The sequence below is a fragment of the Pseudoalteromonas sp. genome, assembly GCF_018402495.1.
In the GTDB taxonomy this organism is placed as follows: Bacteria; Pseudomonadota; Gammaproteobacteria; order Enterobacterales; family Alteromonadaceae; genus Pseudoalteromonas.
Window position 1 is genome coordinate 653,653 of sequence record NZ_JAGYIU010000002.1, and the last position, 23,361, is coordinate 677,013.

Consider the following 23,361-nt stretch of genomic DNA (forward strand, 5'->3'; position numbering starts at 1 on the left):
TGATAATTAGACACGCGTTCCCATAATTATACAATTGAGCATAAAAGTAAACTGCATACAACTAAGCCATTGTGCATACTTTATAGTTGGGTTTCGCTTCGCTCTGCCCAACCTACGTTAAATCACCGACTTTAAGTTCTTTACCAGCGCTTATTTGGTGGCACTGGGCTAACAACAACTCGGCAGTGGCTTGCGCATCGGTGAGGGCATGATGGCAATGGTAGCTCGGTAAATCGTAGCGTTTACGGCATTCATTTAGGATTAAATCATCTAATTTTATATCGCTACCTTGTTGTAGTAGGCGCTTTTTTTCTATTTGTAATGTGTCGATGATCAATTTTGGCCGTTGTGTGATCCCTGTATTTTTTAGTGCTAATTTTAAAAACCCCCAGTCGAGCATAGCATTATGAAATACTAAAATGCTGTCACTAAAATGAGTACTTAACATCGTTAAAATACTTTGTAAACTTTGCCCATGTGCGAGCGATTCACTACTAATACCATGGAAAATAGGGCTCTGCGCTAAGCTTATTACCTCTTTATTAACCAAATGCTGCGCCTGACTATTTTTAATGCATTCATTATCAATCAGTACCCAAGCAACCGAGACAATTTCATGTAGCTTAGGATCAAGCCCTGTTAACTCTAAATCAATCACTAAGTAACGTTGCTTTAAGGCGCTTTGCGCAAGCAAATGGCGGCGCTTTAAATAACGAGTAATAAGCTGCTTAACCATTATTATTACAAGCTCCCGCGCGCAAATTTAAACGCTGCGCCCTGCTGTGCTTGCTTTACTAAGTAAAACGCTTCTTTAAGCTGATGACGCTCTAATGAGTTGAGTTTGTCTGGGTTAATACAATTACTGGGTAACCCTTCTTCATTTATTTGCGTGCGCAACCTAAGCTGAGTTAAGAACCGCCAACAATCTTTTAAATTGTAAATATCTTCTTTGCTTAATAAAGAATACTTTAATAAGGCATCTAATCGCTCTTGTGTATTAGCACGCCGAATACCCACTTTTAACGCATAAAGCCGCGCCAGATCGTTTATGATCACCACACCGCGTTTTTTAAGATCAATGTACTTATGATGCTGCTGTGTTTTCTCAGTTTTAAAGTTATTAAATAAACCAATCGGCGCACTGTTTGCGTTTACATCGCTGGCCATGGCTGCATAAAAAAGATCGTTGCGAGAAATATGGGTTAACTCTTCACAAAACTGGCTATAGAGCGTGGTTGATCCTTCAATAAAGCGCAAATCAAAAAATATTTTACAGTTGAGCATTGCCTGGGGTGTGGGGCTGGTGATCCACTTTAAAAACTTCGCCCGCCAATCACTAACACTCATTCGACACGCATCACTGCTGGCCATAATGTTACCGGGGCAACGACGAATACCGCACTCAACTAAGTTTTCACAAACAAATTCACCCATTTGTTTAAAGTAGGCATGCTGATCATCGTTTAGGCCATCAGGTAACAACAAGCCGTTATCTTGATCAGAATGAAGTGTTTGTTCTTCGCGCGCTTGAGAGCCAAAACAAATAAAACTAAAGCTCGAAGGTGCAGTCCCATGCTGTTGTTGAAATAAAAATATTAGCCGCGAGGTTAGCGCATCGGTTAAACCGCTGAGTAATTTTCCAATCAGTGAAATATCATCAATATTATTAGAAAACCCCTTTAATAATTCAGGGATTTCGTTAGCGTAACGCTTTAAATCAGCCACATTATGCGCTTTGTAAATACGACCAATGAGCTGTACAGGATCGCTTTTTTGTTGGCGTAACAAATCGGTACTAGTGATCATACCCAGTGGTTTATGATTTTCGTCAAGCACAGGTAAATGGTGAATATTATGCTTTAGCATTAAATGCAGCGCTGAAAATACGCGATTATTTTCAAATATAAACTTAGGTTTGCAGGTCATAATGCTATTAATGGCTTGGCTGGGGTCGACATCATCTGCAAGTACCCGATTACGTAGGTCACGATCTGTAACTACACCGATAAGATGATCATGTTCAGTGATCATTATTGACGACACTCCCTGCTCTTGCATTTTTTTAGCGCCATGACGAATGCTTTCATCGGGTGGCAATGTAATCGCTTTACGCGTCATGATCTCAGATATTTTGCGCTCTGACCAACTATCGTTATTATTTTTATAGTGCGATGATAGTAATCGGTTAGCATGAGCGCGAACAAAGTACTGCTCAAACGCTTTATATTCTCGGCGTAAATAATCGAAATGAGCTTGGTCGAGCATATACACTATGCCTTCTTTTTTAACTGCTAAGCTATTTTGTATTGCGTCCCCTGTCAGTAACGAAGGGTAACCAAAATAATCGCCTTGCGTTAAATGTGTTATTGTATTGCCTTTAGGATCGACTAAATCATATGCCCCAGAGCGAATTAAAAATAATTTAGGGGATTCACTTTTAAGCCATTGCGTTTGGTTTTCTCGTGTTAAGTAAATACTATCGAGATGGTTTACAAAATAACTACTGGCACTGTCTTGTAACATAGCAAACGGCGCTTGCTTGCAAATAAACTGCCAGACTTCCTGTTGCTCATTATTCATAAATCATCCTCGAAAAAATACCTATTAAACAATGTAGTCATTTTTTAAACAAATAAAAAGCCCGACTTAAGTCGGGCTTTGATGCGTTATATCATTAGATATATGGATTAGTGAGCATGTGCTTCACTAGACCCTTTAGGATTACGAATACCTTCTACCATTTCTTGAATTTCAACTGGCGTCGGTTGAGTCATTTTCATTACAACTGCTGCTACTGCGAAGTTAATGATCATCCCAATTAGGCCAATACCTTCTGGAGAAATACCTAAGAACCAATTTTCAGGGCTATTCAGCTCAGGGCTCACAAACTTGAAATAGATGATATAAGCCGCGGTAAAGGTAATACCCGTTACCATGCCTGCAATCGCACCAAATTTGTTCATTGATTTAGAGAAAATACCCATAATAATCGCAGGGAAGAAGCTCGCTGCCGCTAAGCCGAAGGCAAAGGCTACAACCGAGGCCACAAATCCTGGCGGGTTAATCCCAAAGTAGGCGGATATTACAATAGCAATCATCGCTGCTAACCTCGCTGCAAGCAACTCTTGCTTATCAGTAATGTCAGGCTTGAGTGTCCGTTTGAGTAAATCGTGCGATACCGAGGTTGAAATAACGAGTAATAAACCTGCGGTTGTAGACAAGGCTGCGGCAATACCACCCGCGGCAACCAGTGCAATGACCCATGCTGGTAAGTCAGCAATTTCAGGGTTCGCTAGTACCATAATGTCGCGATCGACATTAACCTCATTTGCGCTATTAGGATCATCTATTGACCCTGAGGTGTAGAACATTTTGCCATCACCATTTTTATCATTAAAAGTGATTAGCCCCGTACGTTCCCAATTTTTAACCCATGTAGGGGCATCAGCATACGCTGTACCGCTTCCGTCTTTACCGTTAATTGTGTCAATCATGTTTACCCGTGCAAACGAAGCAACAGCTGGTGCTGTAGTGTATACAATAGCAATAAACACCAGTGTCCACGCCGCTGAAATACGTGTGTCCTTTACGCGAGGTACAGTGAAAAAGCGAACAATTACGTGAGGTAAACCGGCTGTACCCACCATGAGAGCACCTGTGATTGCAAATACATCAATCATGCTCTTCGAGCCTTCAGTGTATTGACCAAAGCCCAACTCAGTACTTAAACCATCTAATTTATCCAATACATACATGCCTGAACCATCACTTAGCGTGGCACCAAAACCTGTTTGTGGGAAAAAGTGACCGGTTGCCATCATCGAAATGAAAATAGCCGGTACTAAATAAGCAAATACCAGTACACAGTACTGCGCAACTTGCGTGTAAGTAATGCCTTTCATGCCACCAAGTACAGCATAAAAGAAAACAATGACCATACCGATGTAAACGCCGGTTTCAATTTCAACTTCTAAGAAACGAGAGAACACCACACCCACACCACGCATTTGACCAGCAATGTAAGTAAAACAAATAAAGATGGCACATAAAATAGCCACTAAGCGCGCAGTACGTGAGTAGTAACGATCCCCGATAAAGTCTGGCACGGTAAACTTGCCGAATTTACGTAAGTAAGGCGCTAAACACATGGCCAGTAGTACATAACCACCTGTCCACCCCATTAAGTAAACACTACCGTCATAGCCAGCAAACGAAATAATACCTGCCATTGAAATAAATGACGCAGCACTCATCCAATCCGCAGCAGTAGCCATACCATTAGCAAGTGGAGGTACACCACCACCGGCAACATAGAATTCATTTGTTGACCCTGCACGCGCCCATATTGCAATACCAATATAAAGTGCAAAAGTTAAACCGACGATTATAAAAGTGAGTATTTGAACATCCATAGATTAGCTCCTATTCGTCTACGCCATATTTTTTATCTAACGTATTCATTTTGAAAACGTAAACAAAAATCAAAGCTACAAAGGTATAAATCGCGCCTTGCTGGGCGAACCAGAAGCCAAGTTTAAACCCAAAAAAACGTACTTCGTTAAGTACATCAACCAGTAATATGCCAAAGCCAAAAGAGACAACAAACCATACTGCTAATAACTTAAACAATAATGAAATGTTTTCTGCCCAATAAGCTTTTGCTTGTTCTTCATTTTTAAAAGCCATTTTATTTTCCCCTTTAAGTATCGCAAGATTACGATGGGTGGTTTTTTTACATTCGTTAATTAATTTAGCAACGCAATGCAAATATTGAATTGCGACAATAGTCGTAACAAGCTGTTAACGTTTTCGTAAACTGTAGGCGCTTAATGAGTAAACAGCCAGTGAACTACTTTAATTTCAGTAAGTTAATTAATTAGTTTGTGAAATGATCACGTCATTTTTTTAGTAAAGCGTGGGAATAAGACATTAGTCTAACTACATAAGTAAAAACATATTACTCCTTTAAAATTATGTAGTTAATTTATTTATAGATAACATAAATAAAAAATATACCCCCAACTTAATCCACTACAAGGTAGTGTAAATAGCCAAATCACCTCAAATGCCAACTGAGACTCGCATCTTGAAATAGTTTGGGTATAGTTATGGCAAATTATAAAAATATTCTTGAAGGTTAAATAAGCATGACGGCTGTATTACTGATTGTTGCTTTTGGCTACATAGGCGTGTTGTTTTGGCTGGCAAATTGGGGTGATAAAACCACGCCTCTTGCTAAGCGCATTAGTCATCACCCGTTTGTGTATTCATTTGCATTAGGGATTTATTGTACGTCGTGGACTTACTACGGCTCAGTAGGTACCGCAGCCACCAGCAGCTGGAGTTTTTTACCTATTTTATTGGGCCCCGCTTTACTGTTTTTTTTCGGCCAAGGCTTTTTACGTAAGCTGATACTGGTGAGTAAAAAACAAAACATCACCACGATTGCCGACTTTATTTCAGCCCGCTATGGCAAGCGCCAAACCACCGCCATCATGGTGACGATAATTGCCTTGTTAGCCACCATTCCTTATATCGCATTGCAATTAAAAGCGCTCAGCTCTAGCTTTCTGCTCCTGCAAAGTAGTAATCAAATATCGGGTGATATCTTAGCGTTATCGGCCACGTTAATGATGGCGCTATTTGCTATATTTTTTGGTACGCGCAAAGTTGATGTGACTGAATACCGCTCCGGTTTAATGCTTGCTGTGGCGTTTGAGTCGTTGATAAAACTCCTTGCTTTAGGCGCTGTAGCAGGACTTGCAATATATAGCTTATTTAATTTACCTGCAGAAAGTGCTAAAAAAATTACCGATTCAATCTGGTTACATTGGTCACAGTTCGACTTTTTTAGCTTTAACTTTGTAGGCCAATCACTTATGGCAGCCGCAGCTATTATTTGTTTGCCACGCCAATTTCATGTAACCGTGGTCGACAACCAAGATAAACGCCATTTATTTACTGCCCGTTGGGCGTTTCCGCTGTATTTGTTATTAACCGCAGCCATGATTTTACCCATTGCCACTGCTGCCATTCATCCAGAAATAGGCCAAAGCTTGTCACCCGACAGCTTTGTATTAGCTTTGCCTATGTTGCATGATAATGCCTTTTTAACCACCTTTGTATTTATTGGCGGACTTTCAGCTGCCACCGCTATGATAGTTGTTGCCACATTAACGTTAAGTACCATGATCTCAAATGATGTAGTTTTGCCCTTAATGCTACGTCGTAAATTTAAACGTAATTTAATTACCAGCAGCTATAAATCCCGTATTTTATTAGTGCGTCGATTTACCATTGCTGGGTTGTTGACTTTAGCTTACTTCTACCAGCAGTGGTTTGGCCATGGCAGTGCCCTTGCTAGTATGGGACTGGTTGCTTTCTCACTGGTATCACAACTATTACCTGCGATTGTTGGTGGCTTATACTGGCGAAAAGGTCACGCTTATGGTGTTTATGCAGGGTTACTAGCGGGCATAATTTGTTGGGTGCTGTTTTTATTGCTGCCAATTTTAGATGCCCCAAACCCATTAGACAGTGAGTTACAACAAACTCTAATTACTCGCGGTACACTTATCGCTTTGTTCGCTAATATTGGCTGCTATATTAGTTTTTCACTAGGGGCTGAAGAGCGATTAATTGATAAAATTCAAGCAGCTGCCTTTGTTAACCCAAAAGATCAGGCTATTTTATCGCGTCGCTTAAATAAAAATGTAAAAGCCACGGTATACGACTTTAAAATACTGCTACAAACCTTCTTAGGTATTCAACGCAGCCAACAAGTATTATCACACTATGCACTTCATCACGATTTAAACGACAATAATGTATACCCTCAACCGGAATTTATCGCTTATTGCGAGCGGGCACTTACAGGCGTATTAGGTGCCTCTTCGGCGCAAGCACTTATTCACACCGTATCGTCGGGTAAACGCATGGCGTTTGAAGAGGTAGTCAACTTTTTTGATGAAACCACACAAGCATTGCAGTTTAATCAAAATTTACTGTTTACCTCGCTAGAAAATTTAAGCCATGGGCTATCTGTTGTTGATAAAGACCTAAACCTCGTGGCGTGGAATAAGCGCTACAGTGAAATGTTTAACTACCCCGAGGGCTTTCTACAAGTTGGCCAACCTATTGAGGAAATAATCCGTTATAACGCTGAGCGCGGTGAATGCGGCCCAGGTGAAATTGACCGCCATGTAGATAAACGTGTTCAGCATTTAAAAAATGGCAGTTCACATCATTTTATTCGCCATCGTCGAAACGGCCAAGTATATGAAATGATAGGTAATCCTCTTCCTGATGGCGGATTTGTGACTAGTTTTTCTGATATTACCACTCACATCAGTACGCAAAATGCGCTAGAAGAAATTAATATGGACTTAGAAAACCGTATTGAAGCGCGTACCCAAGAAGTGCAAACCATAAATAGTAACTTGCAAGCACAAATAGATAGCCGCGTACAAACAGAGCAAGCACTTACTTTAGCTAAACGCGAAGCAGAAAAAGCAAATGACAGTAAAACGCGCTTTTTAGCACTTGCCAGTCATGATATTTTACAGCCATTAAATGCAGCGCGTTTGTACCTTGCCGCCATTGATGAAACACAACTCGATAGTACCAATAAAAATAATTTTAATAAGCTTGGCGATAGCTTAGATTCAACGGTGCATTTAATGTCGGCTTTATTAGAAATTGCTAAGTTAGAACAAGGGGCAATGACCCCAAGTCCACGCCACTTTTGCATTGACGATATTTTAGAGCCACTTAAAAGTGAATATGCCATTTTATCGAGTGATAAAGGACTTTCGTTTAAAGTACGTTCTAACAAGCAAATAGTGCATAGCGACATTACTTACTTACGCCGAATACTGCAAAATTTACTGTCTAATGCGATTAAATACACCGAAAGTGGTCGAGTATTAATTGCCTGCAGAAATCGTAAACACAGCCTACGCATAGAGGTATGGGATACCGGCCCTGGCATTAGCGATATTGAACAAGCAAAAATATTTAACGACTTTTACCGTATTGAAGCAGGCGACAATAAAGGCGTTGGCCTAGGTTTAGGGGTAGTTAAACGGATGGCTGATTTACTTAGCCTGCCGATTGATGTGGTTTCTTTACCTAATAAAGGCAGTCGATTTAGCATAGAAGTGCCTTATGGTGATGCACAATTAATACAACAAAAACAAACAAGCAAAAATATAGTCGACAACCGCGCCGCGATTAATATTATCGCCATTGATGACGATCCTGAAAACTTAGCCGCGATGGCCAGCTTATTGAAAAAATGGCAAGCAAATTACACTCTATTCGACAAAGTGGAGGCGGTGTTAACCCATGCTAAAACACATCCCGCACCCGATGTAATCTTAATGGATTATCAATTAGGTAATGATTGGGATGGCATTACCTTAATTAAAACGCTGCGAGAAATTTGGCAAAGCGACATTGCGGCCATCTTAATTACCGCCGTACGTGACACTGAGCTAAAGCAAATCACCAAGGCTGAAAATATTCATTACCTGAGTAAGCCAGTAAAACCAGGTAAACTTAAAGCCCTGCTTAATCATAGTACTTAACCACCAATAAACGTTTAAGCCCAGTAAAATACTGGGCTTAAACCTTAGCTTAACACCAATTGCATTAAATTAGTGTGCTAATAACCCAGCCAACAGCAACTAAAATAGTTAACCCAATCATGGTCTTAGTTTTATGCTTGCTAATAATACGTTCAGCTTGGTTGCCAGCATAGTATACCAGCAACGCTAAACCAAAATAGCGTATTGAACGAGCAATAGCGCTTGCTAATAAAAACAGCATGAGCGAGTACTGAGTAGCGCCAGCTGCCAACATCGCAATTTGAAACGGAACAGGCACAATACCTAAGCTCAACACAAACCAAAAACCCTGTGCTTGCATTTTTTGCTTAACGTTTTCAAATTGCTCAGGGCTTGAAAACGTATTGATAGCCCAATCGCCAATAACATCAAATAAGTAATACCCCAAGGCATAGCCAAACAAAGCTCCAATAACGCACCCTATGGTGGCCATAAGAGCAATTTGCCAGAGCTTCTCTCGCCTTGCTTGCATTAATGGTACAAGTACTGCTTCAAGTGGAATTGGCACTATAGTGGATTCTAAAAATGAGGCAAACGTAATTCCGCCTAACATATTTTTAGACCCAATAAACTGACGCGTTTTTTGCTTTAGTTTTTTTTGTATAGCCATTAAACATCCTGTTTTAGGGAGTAGCTAAATTATCTCATGAAAAGATTAACGCAGTATGAAGTATTCAGTCCTGCTAGGGTCTGTTGACCTTTGCGGATTACAATTTATTCAAACTAGGGGCGGTTTAATCGCCCCAAGAGGCTTGTAACCTAGTGGGCTCGATAACTGCTCCTGCGTTATTCTACTAGCTTACATCCATGTAAGAATAAGTCAAAACCGAGCAAAGCTTCCGTGCCCTACTCACGCCCCTTACCACCATCCACAGTGGCAACAAAGAGTAAATCGCCCCTAGGCAGAATCCGAAGGGCAGCACCTGTTTAGCATTGATGCTGCGTTATCGCCTATTTATGGGGAATAACCACATAGGCTCTGCCTTGCCTAACTACCAAACAGACTGCTGCAAATTCAACCTTGAAAGGTCAACAGACCCTAAATGTCAGCGGCGCTATATAAAAACCCTATTCGTTATTAAGCAACCGCTTGCTCTAAAATTTCACGGCTTTCTTTTAACGTAATCGCTTGGTTTTCACCAAGGGCGACCATGCCATGCGCTTCAAGCTTGCCAATAATATTATCAATCGCAGCCGCTTTATCATCGCCATGTTCAGTTAGCTGTGTTGCCACCTCAAGGCTGTGGTAAAACGCTTCAATAGCTTGAATTGTTTGCTCTGCTAAATCGTCTGTTTGCTCAAGGCCAAATACGTTTTTACCCATTTGCTCTAGTTTCGCTTTTTTAACTGCAAATTGGTTGCGCAGTAAAGAAGGCTGAACAATAGCAAGCGAACGCGCATGGTCAACACCATAGGCGGCAGTAAGCTCATGGCCAATCATGTGGGTTGCCCAATCTTGCGATACGCCAGAACCAATTAAGCCATTAAGTGCTTGGTTAGCTGCCCACATAAGGTTTGCACGCCATGCATCGTCTTGGTTTTCAAAGTTATCGCCCAATGTTTTAAGCGCTTTTAACAGTGCCTCTGCGTAACCTTCTTGTACCAATGCGCCTTCAGGGAAGGTAAGGTATTGCTCACAAGTATGCACCCAGGCATCAACTAAACCATTTACAAGCTGGCGCTGCGGTAATGTTTTCATTACGTCAGGGTCCATAATTGCAAATTTAGGTAATACTTTAGGTGAGGCAAACGGTAATTTTTCTTTAGTAGATTCTTTGCTTACCACTGAGTTTTGGTTAGATTCAGAACCTGTCGCTGGCAGCGTTAATACGGCACCAATTGGTAATGCACTGGTAATTGTATGCTTACCAGTAGGAATATCCCAACCTTCGCCGTCGTATACTGCACAAGCCGCAATGTATTTAACGCCATCTATTACAGAGCCGCCGCCTACCCCTAGTACAAAATCGATGCTTTGTTCTTTACACATTTTAACCGCCTGGTCGAGCACTTCAATTGTTGGGTTAGCACCCACACCCGAGAATTCGACCCAATCAAAACCTTCAAGTGCAGCAACAACTTGATCATACACGCCGTTCTTTTTAATTGAGCCGCCGCCATAAACAACCAATACTTTTTGATCTTTTGCGATCAAGTCGCTAAGTGCGGCAATTTGCTGTTGGCCAAATTGGATGAGAGTGGGATTTACGTAGCTAAATTTCATTATTTTGCTCCTAGGTGACGGTTAATTTCATAATGCTTTACTTAGTCACATATCAAGTAAAGCTTTGATGGATGCATATTAGTAGCAAAGTTAATATATAAAAAGCCCAATAACTGCCTAAAGCTTGCCTAAAACTACCAGCACTGTTATTTTACGCAAAATATTTTAATTACAGATACTTTTATGCCCATCATAGCCAAAATGTTGCAACAATACGCCGAGCACAATAATTTACTAAGCTTTGAGGGCACCATGGAAACAATTATTCCTGGAGTGTATTTTCATCGCGCTACCAAAAGTTCACCGCGCCAGCCGCTTATTTATAATTCAGGCATAATCGTGGTTGGCCAAGGCCATAAAATAATTCATTTCCCAGAACATCAAATAAAATACGGCGAAGGTGATTACTTGGTACTAGGTGTACCGGTCCCATTAGAGTGTGAAGCGTTTACCGATAACAACTTACCGGTTATGGGCATAGCTATAGATATAAACCCTGCCATGTTGCACAAACTGGTTAATCAGATGATGCAGTACCAGCCTTTATCTGTCTCCAGCGCGAACATTGGCGCAGTACAATCAGCCAAGCTAGACTGCGCAATGGAGCAGGTGACATGTAGGTTACTAAGGGTTTTAAATAATCCACTTGAAGCTGAGGTATTTGGCGAAGATATAGTAAAAGAGCTAGTGTATCGTGTTCTTTGCGGCCCCCAAGGGCATACTTTAATAGGCCTAGCTATGCATGATGGTCATTATGCGCGTATAGCTCGCACACTAGCAACGATGCACCAGGACTATGCTAATCCTATTACTGTTGAAGGTTTAGCTGAAGCGGTTAATATGAGCGTTTCCTCTTTTCATCGTGCATTTAGACAGGTAACGTTTGAATCTCCCTTACAATACTTAAAAAAAGTACGTTTAGCTAAAGCAAAAGAGTTAATTACCACAGCGGGAAGCAAAGCAAATGAAGCTGCTTTTAAGGTAGGTTACACCAGTGCATCACAGTTTAGCCGTGAGTTTAAACGCCACTTTAATAAAACCCCGAGTGAAATACAGTTATAAAAATAAGATTTATCCATTCATGCGCTATATCAAACTTTATCATTAACTTTTACTAGTAAAGAAAATAAGCTTTGTTAATATAAGGTAACTACCCTTTTTTATAATCCTATTATGCTCAATATCACCGTAACAATAAGGAAGCACTTACATACAACCACCTCCTTATGTATTAAATTTTGCGGTGTTTTATTAACCCTGTTTATTTTTTTTATGAGCAATGTGGTTGCTGCAAAGGATAGTTGCCATTTAAGACCTATCGAAAATCATGTATCAACTCCCTTGTCGCAAGGTATTGCAGCCAATATAAAGCTGAAAAAGGGCATCAACCAATTTGAGTTGGCATGCACGCTAAGCAAAAGCGGTGTTTTTACGTTTACCCGCCCAGCACTTGAAAGCTTTTCGTGGCAACAAAATAACCAATTAAAAGTGCCTTTAAAAACAAATCAGATGGCCATTTTAATGGAGCAAGGCAGCTTTAATGCAAAGCTCACTTTAACCACTACCGCTGGCTATAACCCTCGTTTTACCTGGCTAGATTCACAGCAATTTATTGAAAAAATTCAATTATATAATCTAATTTTTTGGGTGTTTTACGGATTATGTGCCACGCTTATTTTTTATGCCTTAATCATAGGTTATGGCATTAAAGACGCTATTTTTAAATTGTATGGCATCTATCTTTTTTGCATCGCTAGCTTTATCTTTTTACAAGAAGGTCAAGCCTATTTGTTTACCAAGGGTTACTTTTACGAAAATATCACCCACCTTTATATATTGAGTATTGGCTTAACGATAGTAAGCGCCACTTGGTTTATGAGCGCCATATTAGAACTTCCTGAATATTGGCCAAAATTAAACTATATGTTAAAAGTCAGCGCGTTATGCGTACTGACTCTATGCTTACAAAAAATAGCCCTAGACTTACCATTAATAACCAATATAACCTCAGCCATAACAGGCTATTTATCATTATTTATTGTCATGACTATTTTTATACTTGCTGCACTTCAAGCTAAGCAAGGTGTAAATGAAGCTAACTTGGTATTTATTGCTTTGAGCTGTGTATTTATCAGTATGATTTTTAGGGTGTTACTAACCGACTATAGCCCGTTTATTCAACGTTATGGATTCGTTATTGCGTTTACTATTGAGTCATTACTGCTTGCGATTGCAGTTGGTTGGAGAGTGCAAAGGTTAAGCTATGCAAAAAAACAGGCTGAGCAACATGCTAACGTTGATCATTTATGCAATATATACAACCGTCGTGGTTGGAGCCTAAAAGCAAACGAGTTACTGACAGCGCATAAAAAGCGAGGGGGTATTTTATGCTTTTTATACATAGATTTAGATCGTTTTAAAGCGATTAATGATACTTACGGGCACGATGTGGGCGACAAAGTACTGTGCACGGTTGCAGAATCAATTAGTCAGCATATGCGTAGTGAAGACGCCGTTGGGCGTTTAGGCGGGGATGAGTTTGTGGCAATGGCATTATTTACTGGCAAAGATAACATTAAGCAACGGATTAATGGCCTTGAACAAAAGTTAAATACGCTTAGTTTGGATCACCAAGGCAACACCATTGCCATTTATGCAAGCGTAGGGCAAATAAGCTATAACGAGACGCCTAAAAACCTAGATGAGGTTTTAAAAGCGGGTGATGCAGCAATGTACCAGAAAAAGTCTCAAAGAAAGGCAAAACAAGCTGAGAAAACAGCGATAACTAAGATAAAAATCGCTTAAAAACACGAGCTAGTCAGCCAGACTAGCTCAGCGAGAGCGTCTAATCCTTTTTAAATAGTACTTCAGGATTAACCATGGTTTTCATTTCAAGTACATTGCCGTTTGGATCTTCAATAAAAAACGTTTCTTGCTCAAATTCATCACCAACAAAACGGCGGTAAGGCTTATCTAAGTAACCAAGGCCGGCGTCTGCAATACGCTGCTTTAATCCTTGAAACTCACTTTCTGATAAGTGAATACCAAAGTGCGGTACAGCCACTGCGCCCATATCAACATCATGGCGAACCGTTGGTAAGCGCTCCTCGCTTTGATGCAAGGTTAACTCGTTACCCCAAAAATCAATATCTACCCATCGTCCAGCTTCACTATTACCCGTTTTACAACCGAGCACGTCACAATAAAACGCTTTCGCTTTTTCAAGATCTCCAGCTGGAATAGCCAAATGCAAACAGTTAGACATAAATTACCTTTAGTTATAACTTTTAATATATGAAATATGCTGCATTATACATAACTTGTAATTTATAGAACATTCACGGCATTATTTTTAGTAAATTATTGCGTATAATAGAAGAGCTACCATCGTTTTTCTTTTGCAGTCTATAATCGCTTTTACTCTTAAATCGTCGATTTTCACTATTAAAGCTAAAACTGAACCTTTAAAATACGCTTGCTATGACTAAATTCATATTTTTAAAATTCATCACCTTTTTTATCGGCTGCTTGTCGTGCTTTATAATGCATACTACATTGGCATTACCTATTGTTGTGTCTGCTGCTTTAACAGGCCTTATCGGTTCATTCATTCCATTTCCTGCACGTTATCAAAACCATCCTTATGCCTCCATTTATGCAGGTAGTTTTGCCGGTATGTGTTCCACCAGCTTAATTAGTAACTATTGGGAAATCGCTATTGTTTCTGCCATTGGCGCTGTTTTATATACACTCACACTTAACCTATTTGCGGGGTTTGGCGGACGATTAGGCAGTATTGCATTTGCCAGTGTAGCCCTGTTTGTTTTAGCTAAAGGATTGCTGATATGACTATTACATACCCAATATTAGCCTTGACTGGTGCTTTTTTAACCTTTTATTTAGCTAAACATAATCGCTTTGATGCTATAAGAGCCTCAGCTGCACTCTCAATTATTGCCTATTTAATATTGTCACAATTTAGCCTCAATGCAGAACTATACAGTATTGTCTTTTTTGGCGGCACCTTTATTGGTATGAGTGCCCCTCACCGCTTTGGGGTATATACGCTTGCCAGTTCAGCAATTATATTTTCACTGTTTTTTGCCTATTTGGTTCCCAATCTTGATGGTTTTGGTGGTGCGTTAGGGGTGAGTGCATTTTTATCTGTGTGTATTTGCCACGTCTTTATTTTACTGGGTGCACCGCGCAGTAAAAAAACTAAAATTTAAGACTTACTTGAATAAAAATTCAATTAAATCTTACACCTATTAAATCGTACAAAAATAACGCTTCTTTTTTGATCAACACAGCGCCTAGCTACGTAACATTCACAAAGCTGTAACACTGTAACATTCAATTAAAGGAAAAAATATGAATAAAGTATTTAAGCTCGGTGCTATCATACTTCCCTTGTTACTCATTCAAGGTTGTAGTAGCGACGATGATAACAACGCCCCTGTCACTGTAGATCCACAACCAGCCGTTTCTGTTTTTGATGCCGCTCAAGGTTCTGGAGAATTCACTACCCTTGTTGCAGCTTTAGAAGCAACAGGTCTAGATGAAACACTCGATGATTTAACTAATAGCTATACCGTTTTTGCTCCTACCGATGAGGCGTTTGCATTATTAGGTGAAGAAACTATCAATAATTTATTAGCTGATCCTGATACTCTAAGCTCAATTTTAACTTATCATGTGATCTCTGGCAGAGTAGATGCACAAGCAGCAATTGGTTTAGCAGGCACAACCGTTGAAACGGTAAATGGACAAAGCATTGCATTGTCTTTAAATGGTGAAAGCTTATTAGTTAATACCAGCACGGTAACAATGACCGACATTAAAACCGACAACGGTATTATTCATGTTATTGACGCAGTACTCACACCAAAAACAGTGTCAGAGACAGCACCAACCAACAATATTATTGAAACAGCCCAGCAAGCCGGCGACTTTAGCACCTTACTGGCAGCGCTTGATGCAGCAAATCTTACCTCAGCACTGGCTGATGAATCATCAGAGTTTACCGTATTTGCACCAACTGATGCTGCTTTTGAGGCAGTAGGTAGCAAAATGATTAACACCTTGCTCGCTAACCCTGGTGTATTAGGTGATATTTTAAAGCAGCATGTTATATCTGGATCTGTAGATTCTGTCACTGCAATGTCTCTTAACGGCCAATCAGCTGAAACCTTGCTTGGAAATACTTTACCTATTGCGATTAACGCAGACACTAACATGTTAATGTTTGGCGGTGCGAACGTGGTGGTGACTGATATAGAAACCACCAATGGTATTATTCATGTCATTGATTCTGTGATCGTTGGCGATGTTGCCCTACCCGAGAGCTTTGGCACAATCGCAGATGTTGCAAGTGAAAATGGCAACTTTACTACATTACTTGCTGCACTTTCAGCAACGGGTTTAGACACTGTAGTGAGCGACCCTACCAACACCTTTACTGTATTTGCACCAACTGATGCAGCATTCTCGGCACTTGGTCAAGACACCATTGACGCGTTACTAGCAGATACCGACACGCTTCGTGATATTTTACTCTATCACGTAGTTTCTGACGCAAGTGTATTGTCTGATGCAGCAGTGACCATTGCTAACAGTGAAGACAATAAAGTTGAAATGGCTAATGGAGATATGGCTGCGCTATCGTATGTAGACAGCTCGCTATTTATTAATGATGCGGCGGTAACTACAGCGAATGTAACGGCTGACAACGGTGTTATTCATGTATTAAATAAAGTGATGATGCCCCCCGCTGAAATAGGCACACCAACTAAAACGATTGCAACCGTTGCCACAGAAACACCTGCATTATCTACACTAGTAGCTGCACTGCAAGCAGCAGGGTTAGTGGATACATTTAACGATACCACACAATCATTTACGGTATTTGCACCAACAAATTCGGCATTTAGTAAAATTCCTACCGCTGATTTAAATGCGTTATTAGCTGACACGACAGCACTTACTGGCGTACTTACTCAACATGTATTAGCTGCCCAAGTAGGTAGTACTGATGCATTTGCTGCTAACGGTAAAATGGTCACTACACTTGCGGAAAATATGCTAAGCGTAAACGTGGTAGATTTTACCAGTACCGAAAATACAGCAACAGACAGCGTAGCTTATGATGTAACTAATAATCGTTTAGTAACGGGTATGGCTGATACAATGCCTGGTAAAACGCTCTACGTATTTGATAACGACTTAGGGGAAGCAATGAGCGTATGTGAAGCCGCTTGTGCAACAACGTGGCCACCCGTGCTAGGCACTGCGGCATCTATTGAAAATATTCCAGGTTTATCATTAATTGCTCGCTCAGATGACAGCATGCAAGTCGCTTACCTTGGCCGTCCTTTATATACCTTCTCAGGTGATACGGCAGCCGGTCAAAACAACGGTCAAGCTGTGAACGATATTTGGTGGCAAGTAAGCTTACCGGCTACATCACTGCAAGTCGCTGGCAGCAACGTAACAACCACTGATATTTACACTAGCAATGGCGTTGTGCACTTAATTGATACAGTGATCACAACGGCCAAATAGTTAAATTTTACTGTGAGATAAGCCGGGAGTAGTGCTATTTGCTCCTGGCTTTTTTTATATAAAAAATAGGCTTACTTATTACTACTTTGAGAGCTAGTAGGGTAACCAAATAATACTTTTAATTTAGCTTTTAACCCTATAGCTTGGTAAGTAGTTTTAAATAAATACTGCCATTGATGAAAGGTAATTTTGATTGGGTTATTACTGTTTAGCTGACCAATAATGCCGTATTTACACGGTTTATTTTCATCTTCTTCGACGTAAGTGCCAAATAATTTATCCCAAACAATTAAAACACCTGCAAAGTTTTTATCTAAATAGCCATTATTTATAGCGTGATGCACCCGATGATGCGAAGGGGTATTAAATACGTTTTCAAACCAACCTAGCTTTTTTACCACTTGCGTGTGCACAAAAAATTGATACGCTAAATTTATCGCCACCACAGCAAAAACAATCACAGGCTCAAAGCCTATTAATATCATTGGCATCCAAAACACCCACATACCCGCCAGCGGATACGTTAAACTTTGCCTAAATGCCGTGGTAAAGTTCATTTTAGTAGAGCTATGATGCACTACATGAGCGGCCCATAACCAATGAATATGGTGTGATGCACGATGAAACCAATAGTATAAAAAATCTTGCAGTACAAAAGCACCTAATACAGTAAATAGCGTCAATTCAATTTCAAATAGTCGAAACTGATACAGCCAATAAAAAAACGGCATTAATAATATTAATGCAATGGCATCAGCGCCTTGATGTAATAAGGCCAGCACAGCGTTGGCTAAACTATCTTTTATGTCGTAGTAACGTCTAAATTTTATAAATTCAATACCAACAAACAGCAAAAAAACAGGGCTCAGCGCCAATAAAATAATTTCAATGCTCATGGCGTTTCTCCTGAAAATAACGGGCTATTTTTTTAAGTGCTTGGCTAACATCTTTTTTTATAAAAAAAGCCAGTATAAAATCGGGTAGCCATAAAGGCGCAATGCAACTAATATGATAGCTTATGTCGGTGAGTGATTGCTGAGCATTATTGGCTTTTAAGTAAATATCACCACGGTGCTGTGCAACGGGTTTATCGCCTAAAATACGATAACTTATATGGCTGTTATCGGCCGTTATTATTTGCTCTTTAAATGTTGTACCTTGCATTTTTATTTGTCTAATAGTGCCTTTTCCACCACTTATTTCACCCGAGTCTTGCGGTGTTAACACTTCAAACTGCGCATTAAAAAAGCGCCCCAAATCAGCATGCGCTAATAATAAGGTGCATAATTGTTCAGGTGTTGCTGCCACACTATGTTTAACGTTTATCTCAATCATTGTGTGCCCCCTATTATTTTTATAGATCTCTAGCATATAAAAATATTGCATGGCAAACTTGCGATTAGATGACTATTTTTTAGCTTTAGGCGACAAATGAAAACCTTAGCCGATCATTACTTTTCTAGCTGTTTGGATTATCTGCAAAGCAAAGGGTTAGATAGCCAAGAGATACTAACTGCCATTGAATTTGCTGAATATACAAATAAGCAAACACAACAATTAGCGCCACGTATTAGCTTAAAAAGCTATAATGCGCTGCTTAGTTATGCACAGCAAACGCTAAACGACTCCTTATTTGGCTTTGAGTTAGGAAAACAAATACGTACCGCTGATTTTGGTGTACTTGGGTATTTAATTGAATCCAGTACAAATTTAGCCAGTGCCATTACTGCACTACTGAGTTACGACAGCCTAGTGGCTAACATAGGGCGTGCTGAGTTTGCACAGCAACAAACACTTTGCAAGGTAACCTGGTTAGCAGACCCACAGTGCAGCCCACAGGCCGTATTACGAAATATGACCGCGTGGGTAAGTGTTATACGCCAACTGCTTAATCCTCAGCTTTCGCCTAGTTGCGTTTATTTTACAGCACGTTTTTCGGACAGTGAGTTACAACAATTAGCGCAATGGTTTAATTGCCCAATAAAAGCTGGCGCTAACTTTAATCAAGTAGAGTTTCCAAGTAGTTACTTAACCCTGCCTTTTAAAACCGATAACTCCCAGATTAACGCTGTGCTTAAGCAAATGTCAGAGCAACAGCTATCCCAGTTTAAAAGTCAGCAATTATTAACAGAAAAAATTAATCATATTTTAATGGCTAAATACGATTTGCAGGACTGTTCACTGATCAGAACGGCTAGTGCTTTAAATATGACCCCGCGCACAGTGCAACGTCATCTAAAGCAAGAAAACACCAATTTTGCAGCTCTTCTTGAGCAAGAGCAAAAACGCCGTTTGTTAACATATATTCCTCATTATTCGCTAAGCAGTATTGCAACTATGTTGGGGTTTAATGATCAAAGTTCCTTTAACCGTGCTTTTAAGCGCTGGTATCATTGCTCACCTCGCCAATTTATAAAAAACAATAATTAAACACCTTGATTACTTAAAATATACATTTACCGTGTACCTTTTTATTAATTTTATTTACACTAGCCTCATGTGTTGCTTTAAAGACAATTATTTATGCGTTTGCGTATGGTGTTAACTGTTTTTGTATTGGTTTTTTATAGTGCGGTCTGTCACGCAAACCCGGTTACCTTCATCGCTGAAGATTTGCCCCCTTATCATTTTAAAAACCCTCAAGGTGACGCGCAGGGCGCCTTAGTAGATATCGCTAAAGCAGTATTAAAAGGCACAGCTTTAACAGCAAAGTTTGAAATAATGCCGATGGCGCGTATGTTTCAGCAGCAACAAGCCAACCCGAATGCTATTATGCTATCGCTGCTCAAAACACCAAACAGACATCATCTATATAAGTGGCTGGGGAAAGTGTATTTTGCAGATGCATACCTAGTAAGTTTACGCAGTCATAACGATGAAGTGATTCACTTAAACTTTGCCAAAGAATACAAAGTAGCCACTATTCGCGGTTATTCTGCTCAGGCTTATTTAGAAGCCCAAGGCTTTACTGAAAGTGAGAATCTAGTCTTAGTGAGTTACTACCAGCAGCTATGGAAAATGCTGTATAAAAATCGTATCGATTTTGTGGTAACTAACACCCTCACACTTGAAAACGAGTTAAAGCGCACAGGGCTCGACCCAAGCTTAATTACTAAACGCATCCACTTAGATGAACTACCTTCTTCTCTTCACTTTGCAGCCAGTAATCAGCTTGACTCACACACAGCAAAAATTATTAGCGATAGGTTAAATGCCATCAAGGAAAGTGGTGAATATCAGCAAATTTTACATAAATGGCAACTCCCTATGCCAAAAAACCTTTAATACTCAGCGGACAAGGTATTCTGTGCTAAATAATTTTTTAATGAGGTAAACAAAGGTGAGGGCAAGTCATTAATATCGCACCAACGCCACTGTAAACATTTGTTAGGTTCTTTATTTACAGGCTCGCCACCTTTATACGTTGCCTGCACGTATAAGGTAATATAGTGCTTGTTCTCGACGCTAAAAATATCGTTGGTAAAATCGAGTTTACGAATATTAGTAACATTAAGCCCTGTCTCTTCTGCTACTTCACGCACTGCACATTGCTCTAGCGTTTCACCAAATTCTAAATGTCCACCGGGTGTTGCCCAAGTATTTGCACCATGTGCGCCTATCCGTTCACCAAGTAAAATTTTATTATCATGCATTACTATCACTGCAACGCCTACTCTGACCATTTGATTCATTCTTACATCCATTTACTCTCATTAATTACTGATACATTTTACATTAGTTGGAACTTTTTAGTTCCATACAATCATTACGTTGAACAAACATCAGAACCAGAGCTTATTATTTGACCGACTATGGTCGAATATCGCTATTAATAAAAAGCGCTTAATTTTAAATAAAGTTATATTTAATTTTGTTCAGGAGCCTTTATGTCAGGTGAATACAAACAACACTACAACGAGTTTAAACAAAACCCGGCAGCGTTTTGGTTATCGCAAAGTAAACGCCTCCATTGGTACCAGGCTCCAGAAACAGCTTACACACAAGATGAAAACGGTTTATATCACTGGTATGCCGACGGCCAACTTAACAGCTGTTTTTTAGCTCTTGATCAGCATGTTATTGCCGGCCATGGCGATGAAACAGCGTTAATATATGACTCACCCGTAACCAATACCGCGCGCACCTACAGCTACGTTGAACTGCAACAAGAAGTCGCTAAATTCGCAGGAGTAATGCAGTCTTTAGGCGTAACAAAAGGCGACCGCGTGGTTATTTACATGCCCATGATCCCCGAGGCCGTAATTGGTATGTTAGCCTGCGCCCGCATCGGCGCTATTCATTCGGTCGTTTTTGGCGGGTTTGCAGCACATGAGCTTGCCGTAAGAATTGATGACGCCAAGCCTAAGTTAGTACTCAGTGCCTCTTGCGGTGTAGAAGTGAATACCGTAATTGAATACAAAGAGTTACTTGATAACGCCCTCGCATCAGCCTCGTATAAAGTAGAACATTGTATTATTTATCAGCGTGAGCAAGTAACTGCACCACTTATGCCTGAGCGTGATATTGACTGGGCTGTTGCAATGCAAACAGCTACTGGCGTTGATCCCGTTCCGGTAAGTGGCGATCACCCGCTTTATATTTTATACACGTCAGGCACAACGGGTACTCCCAAAGGGGTTGTTCGTGAAAATGGCGGCCATGCCGTGGCCATGCATTACAGCATGGAAACCGTATACGGCATGAAACCGGGTGACGTGTTTTGGGCCGCTTCGGATATTGGTTGGGTTGTAGGCCATTCGTACATAGTGTATGCCCCGCTTATGTACCGCTGCGCCACTATTTTATTTGAAGGTAAACCCATTAGAACCCCAGATGCCAGCGCATTTTGGCGAGTGGTTGAACAGTACAAAGTAACGGCTTTATTTAGCGCGCCAACGGCCTTTAGAGCGATAAAAAAAGAAGACCCCAATGCCGATGGGTTTAAACAATACGATACTTCAAGCCTAAAACGCTTGTTTTTAGCAGGCGAGCGTTTAGATCCCCCCACCTACGATTGGCTCAAAGAAAAAACAGGCCTACCTGTGCTTGATCATTGGTGGCAAACAGAAACCGGTTGGGCGATAGCCTGTAATCCTGTCGGCATTGAACACCTACCTACAAAAGCAGGCAGTTCAACGGTTGCGACTCCTGGGTTTGACGTACGTATTTTAGATATGAATGGTGACCAATGCGCCCCCAATGAACAAGGTGCGGTCGTTATTAAACTGCCTTTACCACCAGGATGTTTACCCACTATTTGGCAAAATACCGAACGCTTTAAAGCCGGTTATTTAAGTGAATATGAAGGCTATTATCTTTCTGGCGACGGCGGTTATATTGATGATGATGGCTACCTATTTATTATGGGCCGCACCGATGATGTAATTAATGTCGCGGGGCATCGTTTATCAACCGGTGAAATGGAAGAAATTGTCGCCGCTCATCCCGCGGTTGCTGAATGTGCCGTATTTGGTGTTAATGATGCGCTCAAGGGTCAAAACCCCATGGCCATGGTGGTGTTAAAAAATGATTTTCAGGGCTCGTATAAAGAAGTAGAGCAGCAATTGGTGCAAACCGTGCGTAATCAAATTGGTGCTATTGCGTGTCTTAAAAATATTATGTGTGTACAGCGCTTACCAAAAACACGCTCAGGTAAAATTTTACGCAAAAACTTACGTCAACTTATTGATGGTGAAGAACTACAAATTCCATCAACCATTGACGACCCGAGTATTTTTGAAGAGCTTACCCAGCAACTCGTACAAAGCAAAGTGTAAAAATATGAAATAAAGCCTATTTATAAAAATCTAACCTAAGGTTAAGAGTTTTACAGTGAAAACAAGGCGAGTTTTCGCGTCAATAGCAGGCCTATTGCAAGTAAATTCAGCGCAACTAGCGTTAAAAATAGCTGCGCGAAATAAATTTATTAACCAGAGTTCATCAGGTTAA

General features: G+C 40.4%; 19 protein-coding genes. 9 read left to right on the forward strand and 10 right to left on the reverse strand.

Annotated features, from left to right (window positions below; all coding sequences use genetic code 11):
* Positions 1 to 112 precede the first annotated feature (112 nt).
* The 4 genes from KG708_RS08560 to KG708_RS08575 all read right to left on the reverse strand — a co-directional run bounded on the left by KG708_RS08560 (position 113) and on the right by KG708_RS08575 (position 4,686).
* Entirely contained in the window at positions 113 to 736 is a 624-nt protein-coding gene (locus tag KG708_RS08560; RefSeq protein WP_213608971.1) for a 3'-5' exonuclease, read from the reverse strand.
* Between the two features lie 5 nt (positions 737 to 741).
* Complete coding sequence (locus KG708_RS08565) at positions 742 to 2,580, reverse strand: DUF294 nucleotidyltransferase-like domain-containing protein (protein WP_213608972.1); 1,839 nt, start codon at positions 2,578 to 2,580, stop codon at positions 742 to 744.
* Positions 2,581 to 2,687: 107 nt separating this feature from the next.
* Positions 2,688 to 4,412 carry a sodium:solute symporter family protein gene (locus KG708_RS08570; protein WP_213608973.1) on the reverse strand — a complete coding sequence of 575 codons (1,725 nt, stop codon included), beginning with the start codon at positions 4,410 to 4,412 and terminating at the stop codon, positions 2,688 to 2,690.
* A 10-nt stretch (positions 4,413 to 4,422) separates the two neighbouring features.
* Positions 4,423 to 4,686, reverse strand: coding sequence for a DUF4212 domain-containing protein (locus KG708_RS08575; RefSeq protein ID WP_008464847.1), 264 nt, complete (start codon positions 4,684 to 4,686; stop codon positions 4,423 to 4,425).
* Positions 4,687 to 5,147: 461 nt separating this feature from the next.
* On the opposite strand from KG708_RS08575, the gene KG708_RS08580 reads away from it, so the two are divergent.
* Positions 5,148 to 8,588 carry a PAS-domain containing protein gene (locus KG708_RS08580; protein WP_213608974.1) on the forward strand — a complete coding sequence of 1,147 codons (3,441 nt, stop codon included), beginning with the start codon at positions 5,148 to 5,150 and terminating at the stop codon, positions 8,586 to 8,588.
* Between the two features lie 64 nt (positions 8,589 to 8,652).
* Here KG708_RS08580 and KG708_RS08585 read toward each other — a convergent pair whose 3' ends face one another.
* Complete coding sequence (locus KG708_RS08585; RefSeq protein WP_213608975.1) at positions 8,653 to 9,237, reverse strand: VTT domain-containing protein; 585 nt, start codon at positions 9,235 to 9,237, stop codon at positions 8,653 to 8,655.
* A 468-nt stretch (positions 9,238 to 9,705) separates the two neighbouring features.
* Positions 9,706 to 10,851 (reverse strand): iron-containing alcohol dehydrogenase, encoded by a 1,146-nt coding sequence (locus KG708_RS08590; protein ID WP_213608976.1) that lies wholly within the window; start codon positions 10,849 to 10,851, stop codon positions 9,706 to 9,708.
* A gap of 183 nt (positions 10,852 to 11,034) precedes the next feature.
* Here KG708_RS08590 and KG708_RS08595 point away from each other — a divergent pair, with 183 nt between their 5' ends.
* Together KG708_RS08595 and KG708_RS08600 are read left to right on the forward strand one after the other, a co-directional pair.
* Positions 11,035 to 11,913, forward strand: coding sequence for an AraC family transcriptional regulator (locus KG708_RS08595; RefSeq protein ID WP_213608977.1), 879 nt, complete (start codon positions 11,035 to 11,037; stop codon positions 11,911 to 11,913).
* Between the two features lie 210 nt (positions 11,914 to 12,123).
* Positions 12,124 to 13,656, forward strand: a complete 1,533-nt coding sequence (locus KG708_RS08600) for a diguanylate cyclase (RefSeq protein ID WP_301003338.1) — start codon at positions 12,124 to 12,126, stop codon at positions 13,654 to 13,656.
* A 40-nt stretch (positions 13,657 to 13,696) separates the two neighbouring features.
* Here the strand turns inward: KG708_RS08600 and KG708_RS08605 are convergent, their stop codons facing one another.
* Positions 13,697 to 14,116, reverse strand: coding sequence for a VOC family protein (locus KG708_RS08605; protein WP_213608979.1), 420 nt, complete (start codon positions 14,114 to 14,116; stop codon positions 13,697 to 13,699).
* Between the two features lie 278 nt (positions 14,117 to 14,394).
* Here KG708_RS08605 and KG708_RS08610 point away from each other — a divergent pair, with 278 nt between their 5' ends.
* From KG708_RS08610 to KG708_RS08620, 3 genes are all read left to right on the forward strand, one after another.
* Positions 14,395 to 14,700, forward strand: coding sequence for a hypothetical protein (locus KG708_RS08610; protein WP_301003339.1), 306 nt, complete (start codon positions 14,395 to 14,397; stop codon positions 14,698 to 14,700).
* The gene (locus KG708_RS08615) at positions 14,697 to 15,080 is read left to right on the forward strand and encodes a hypothetical protein (protein ID WP_213608981.1); all 384 of its coding nucleotides are present in this window, start codon (positions 14,697 to 14,699) and stop codon (positions 15,078 to 15,080) included. Before KG708_RS08610 ends, KG708_RS08615 begins: the two co-directional genes overlap by 4 nt.
* Before the next feature lie 142 nt (positions 15,081 to 15,222).
* Positions 15,223 to 17,412 (forward strand): fasciclin domain-containing protein, encoded by a 2,190-nt coding sequence (locus tag KG708_RS08620; protein ID WP_213608982.1) that lies wholly within the window; start codon positions 15,223 to 15,225, stop codon positions 17,410 to 17,412.
* A 71-nt stretch (positions 17,413 to 17,483) separates the two neighbouring features.
* On the opposite strand, the gene KG708_RS08625 is transcribed toward KG708_RS08620, so the two are convergent.
* Positions 17,484 to 18,308 carry a sterol desaturase family protein gene (locus KG708_RS08625; RefSeq protein ID WP_213608983.1) on the reverse strand — a complete coding sequence of 275 codons (825 nt, stop codon included), beginning with the start codon at positions 18,306 to 18,308 and terminating at the stop codon, positions 17,484 to 17,486.
* Complete coding sequence (locus tag KG708_RS08630; protein ID WP_213608984.1) at positions 18,298 to 18,747, reverse strand: SRPBCC family protein; 450 nt, start codon at positions 18,745 to 18,747, stop codon at positions 18,298 to 18,300. Before KG708_RS08630 ends, KG708_RS08625 begins: the two co-directional genes overlap by 11 nt.
* Positions 18,748 to 18,843: 96 nt before the next feature.
* Here KG708_RS08630 and KG708_RS08635 point away from each other — a divergent pair, with 96 nt between their 5' ends.
* Together KG708_RS08635 and KG708_RS08640 are read left to right on the forward strand one after the other, a co-directional pair.
* Positions 18,844 to 19,842, forward strand: a complete 999-nt coding sequence (locus KG708_RS08635; protein ID WP_213608985.1) for an AraC family transcriptional regulator — start codon at positions 18,844 to 18,846, stop codon at positions 19,840 to 19,842.
* A gap of 93 nt (positions 19,843 to 19,935) precedes the next feature.
* A complete protein-coding gene (locus tag KG708_RS08640; RefSeq protein ID WP_213608986.1) occupies positions 19,936 to 20,697 on the forward strand; it encodes a transporter substrate-binding domain-containing protein in 762 nt (253 codons plus the stop codon).
* Here KG708_RS08640 and KG708_RS08645 read toward each other — a convergent pair.
* Positions 20,694 to 21,104, reverse strand: coding sequence for an NUDIX hydrolase (locus KG708_RS08645; RefSeq protein ID WP_213608987.1), 411 nt, complete (start codon positions 21,102 to 21,104; stop codon positions 20,694 to 20,696). The genes KG708_RS08640 and KG708_RS08645 overlap by 4 nt on opposite strands.
* 195 nt (positions 21,105 to 21,299) lie before the next feature.
* Here KG708_RS08645 and KG708_RS08650 point away from each other — a divergent pair, with 195 nt between their 5' ends.
* Entirely contained in the window at positions 21,300 to 23,189 is a 1,890-nt protein-coding gene (locus KG708_RS08650) for a propionyl-CoA synthetase (protein WP_213608988.1), read from the forward strand.
* The last annotated feature ends 172 nt before the right edge of the window (positions 23,190 to 23,361 follow it).

Bases quoted from the DNA above. Each gene is read 5' to 3' on its own strand.
- KG708_RS08625 (WP_213608983.1), bottom strand. From the start codon at position 18,308: ATGAGCATTGAAATTATTTTATTGGCGCTGAGCCCTGTTTTTTTGCTG.
- KG708_RS08650 (WP_213608988.1), top strand. From the start codon at position 21,300: ATGTCAGGTGAATACAAACAACACTACAACGAGTTTAAACAAAACCCG.
- KG708_RS08605 (WP_213608979.1), bottom strand. From the start codon at position 14,116: ATGTCTAACTGTTTGCATTTGGCTATTCCAGCTGGAGATCTTGAAAAA.
- KG708_RS08630 (WP_213608984.1), bottom strand. From the start codon at position 18,747: ATGATTGAGATAAACGTTAAACATAGTGTGGCAGCAACACCTGAACAA.
- KG708_RS08575 (WP_008464847.1), bottom strand. From the start codon at position 4,686: ATGGCTTTTAAAAATGAAGAACAAGCAAAAGCTTATTGGGCAGAAAAC.
- KG708_RS08635 (WP_213608985.1), top strand. From the start codon at position 18,844: ATGAAAACCTTAGCCGATCATTACTTTTCTAGCTGTTTGGATTATCTG.
- KG708_RS08620 (WP_213608982.1), top strand. From the start codon at position 15,223: ATGAATAAAGTATTTAAGCTCGGTGCTATCATACTTCCCTTGTTACTC.
- KG708_RS08585 (WP_213608975.1), bottom strand. From the start codon at position 9,237: ATGGCTATACAAAAAAAACTAAAGCAAAAAACGCGTCAGTTTATTGGG.
- KG708_RS08610 (WP_301003339.1), top strand. From the start codon at position 14,395: ATGCATACTACATTGGCATTACCTATTGTTGTGTCTGCTGCTTTAACA.
- KG708_RS08600 (WP_301003338.1), top strand. From the start codon at position 12,124: ATGAGCAATGTGGTTGCTGCAAAGGATAGTTGCCATTTAAGACCTATC.
- KG708_RS08590 (WP_213608976.1), bottom strand. From the start codon at position 10,851: ATGAAATTTAGCTACGTAAATCCCACTCTCATCCAATTTGGCCAACAG.
- KG708_RS08645 (WP_213608987.1), bottom strand. From the start codon at position 21,104: ATGAATCAAATGGTCAGAGTAGGCGTTGCAGTGATAGTAATGCATGAT.
- KG708_RS08615 (WP_213608981.1), top strand. From the start codon at position 14,697: ATGACTATTACATACCCAATATTAGCCTTGACTGGTGCTTTTTTAACC.
- KG708_RS08595 (WP_213608977.1), top strand. From the start codon at position 11,035: ATGCCCATCATAGCCAAAATGTTGCAACAATACGCCGAGCACAATAAT.
- KG708_RS08560 (WP_213608971.1), bottom strand. From the start codon at position 736: ATGGTTAAGCAGCTTATTACTCGTTATTTAAAGCGCCGCCATTTGCTT.
- KG708_RS08565 (WP_213608972.1), bottom strand. From the start codon at position 2,580: ATGAATAATGAGCAACAGGAAGTCTGGCAGTTTATTTGCAAGCAAGCG.
- KG708_RS08570 (WP_213608973.1), bottom strand. From the start codon at position 4,412: ATGGATGTTCAAATACTCACTTTTATAATCGTCGGTTTAACTTTTGCA.
- KG708_RS08580 (WP_213608974.1), top strand. From the start codon at position 5,148: ATGACGGCTGTATTACTGATTGTTGCTTTTGGCTACATAGGCGTGTTG.
- KG708_RS08640 (WP_213608986.1), top strand. From the start codon at position 19,936: ATGCGTTTGCGTATGGTGTTAACTGTTTTTGTATTGGTTTTTTATAGT.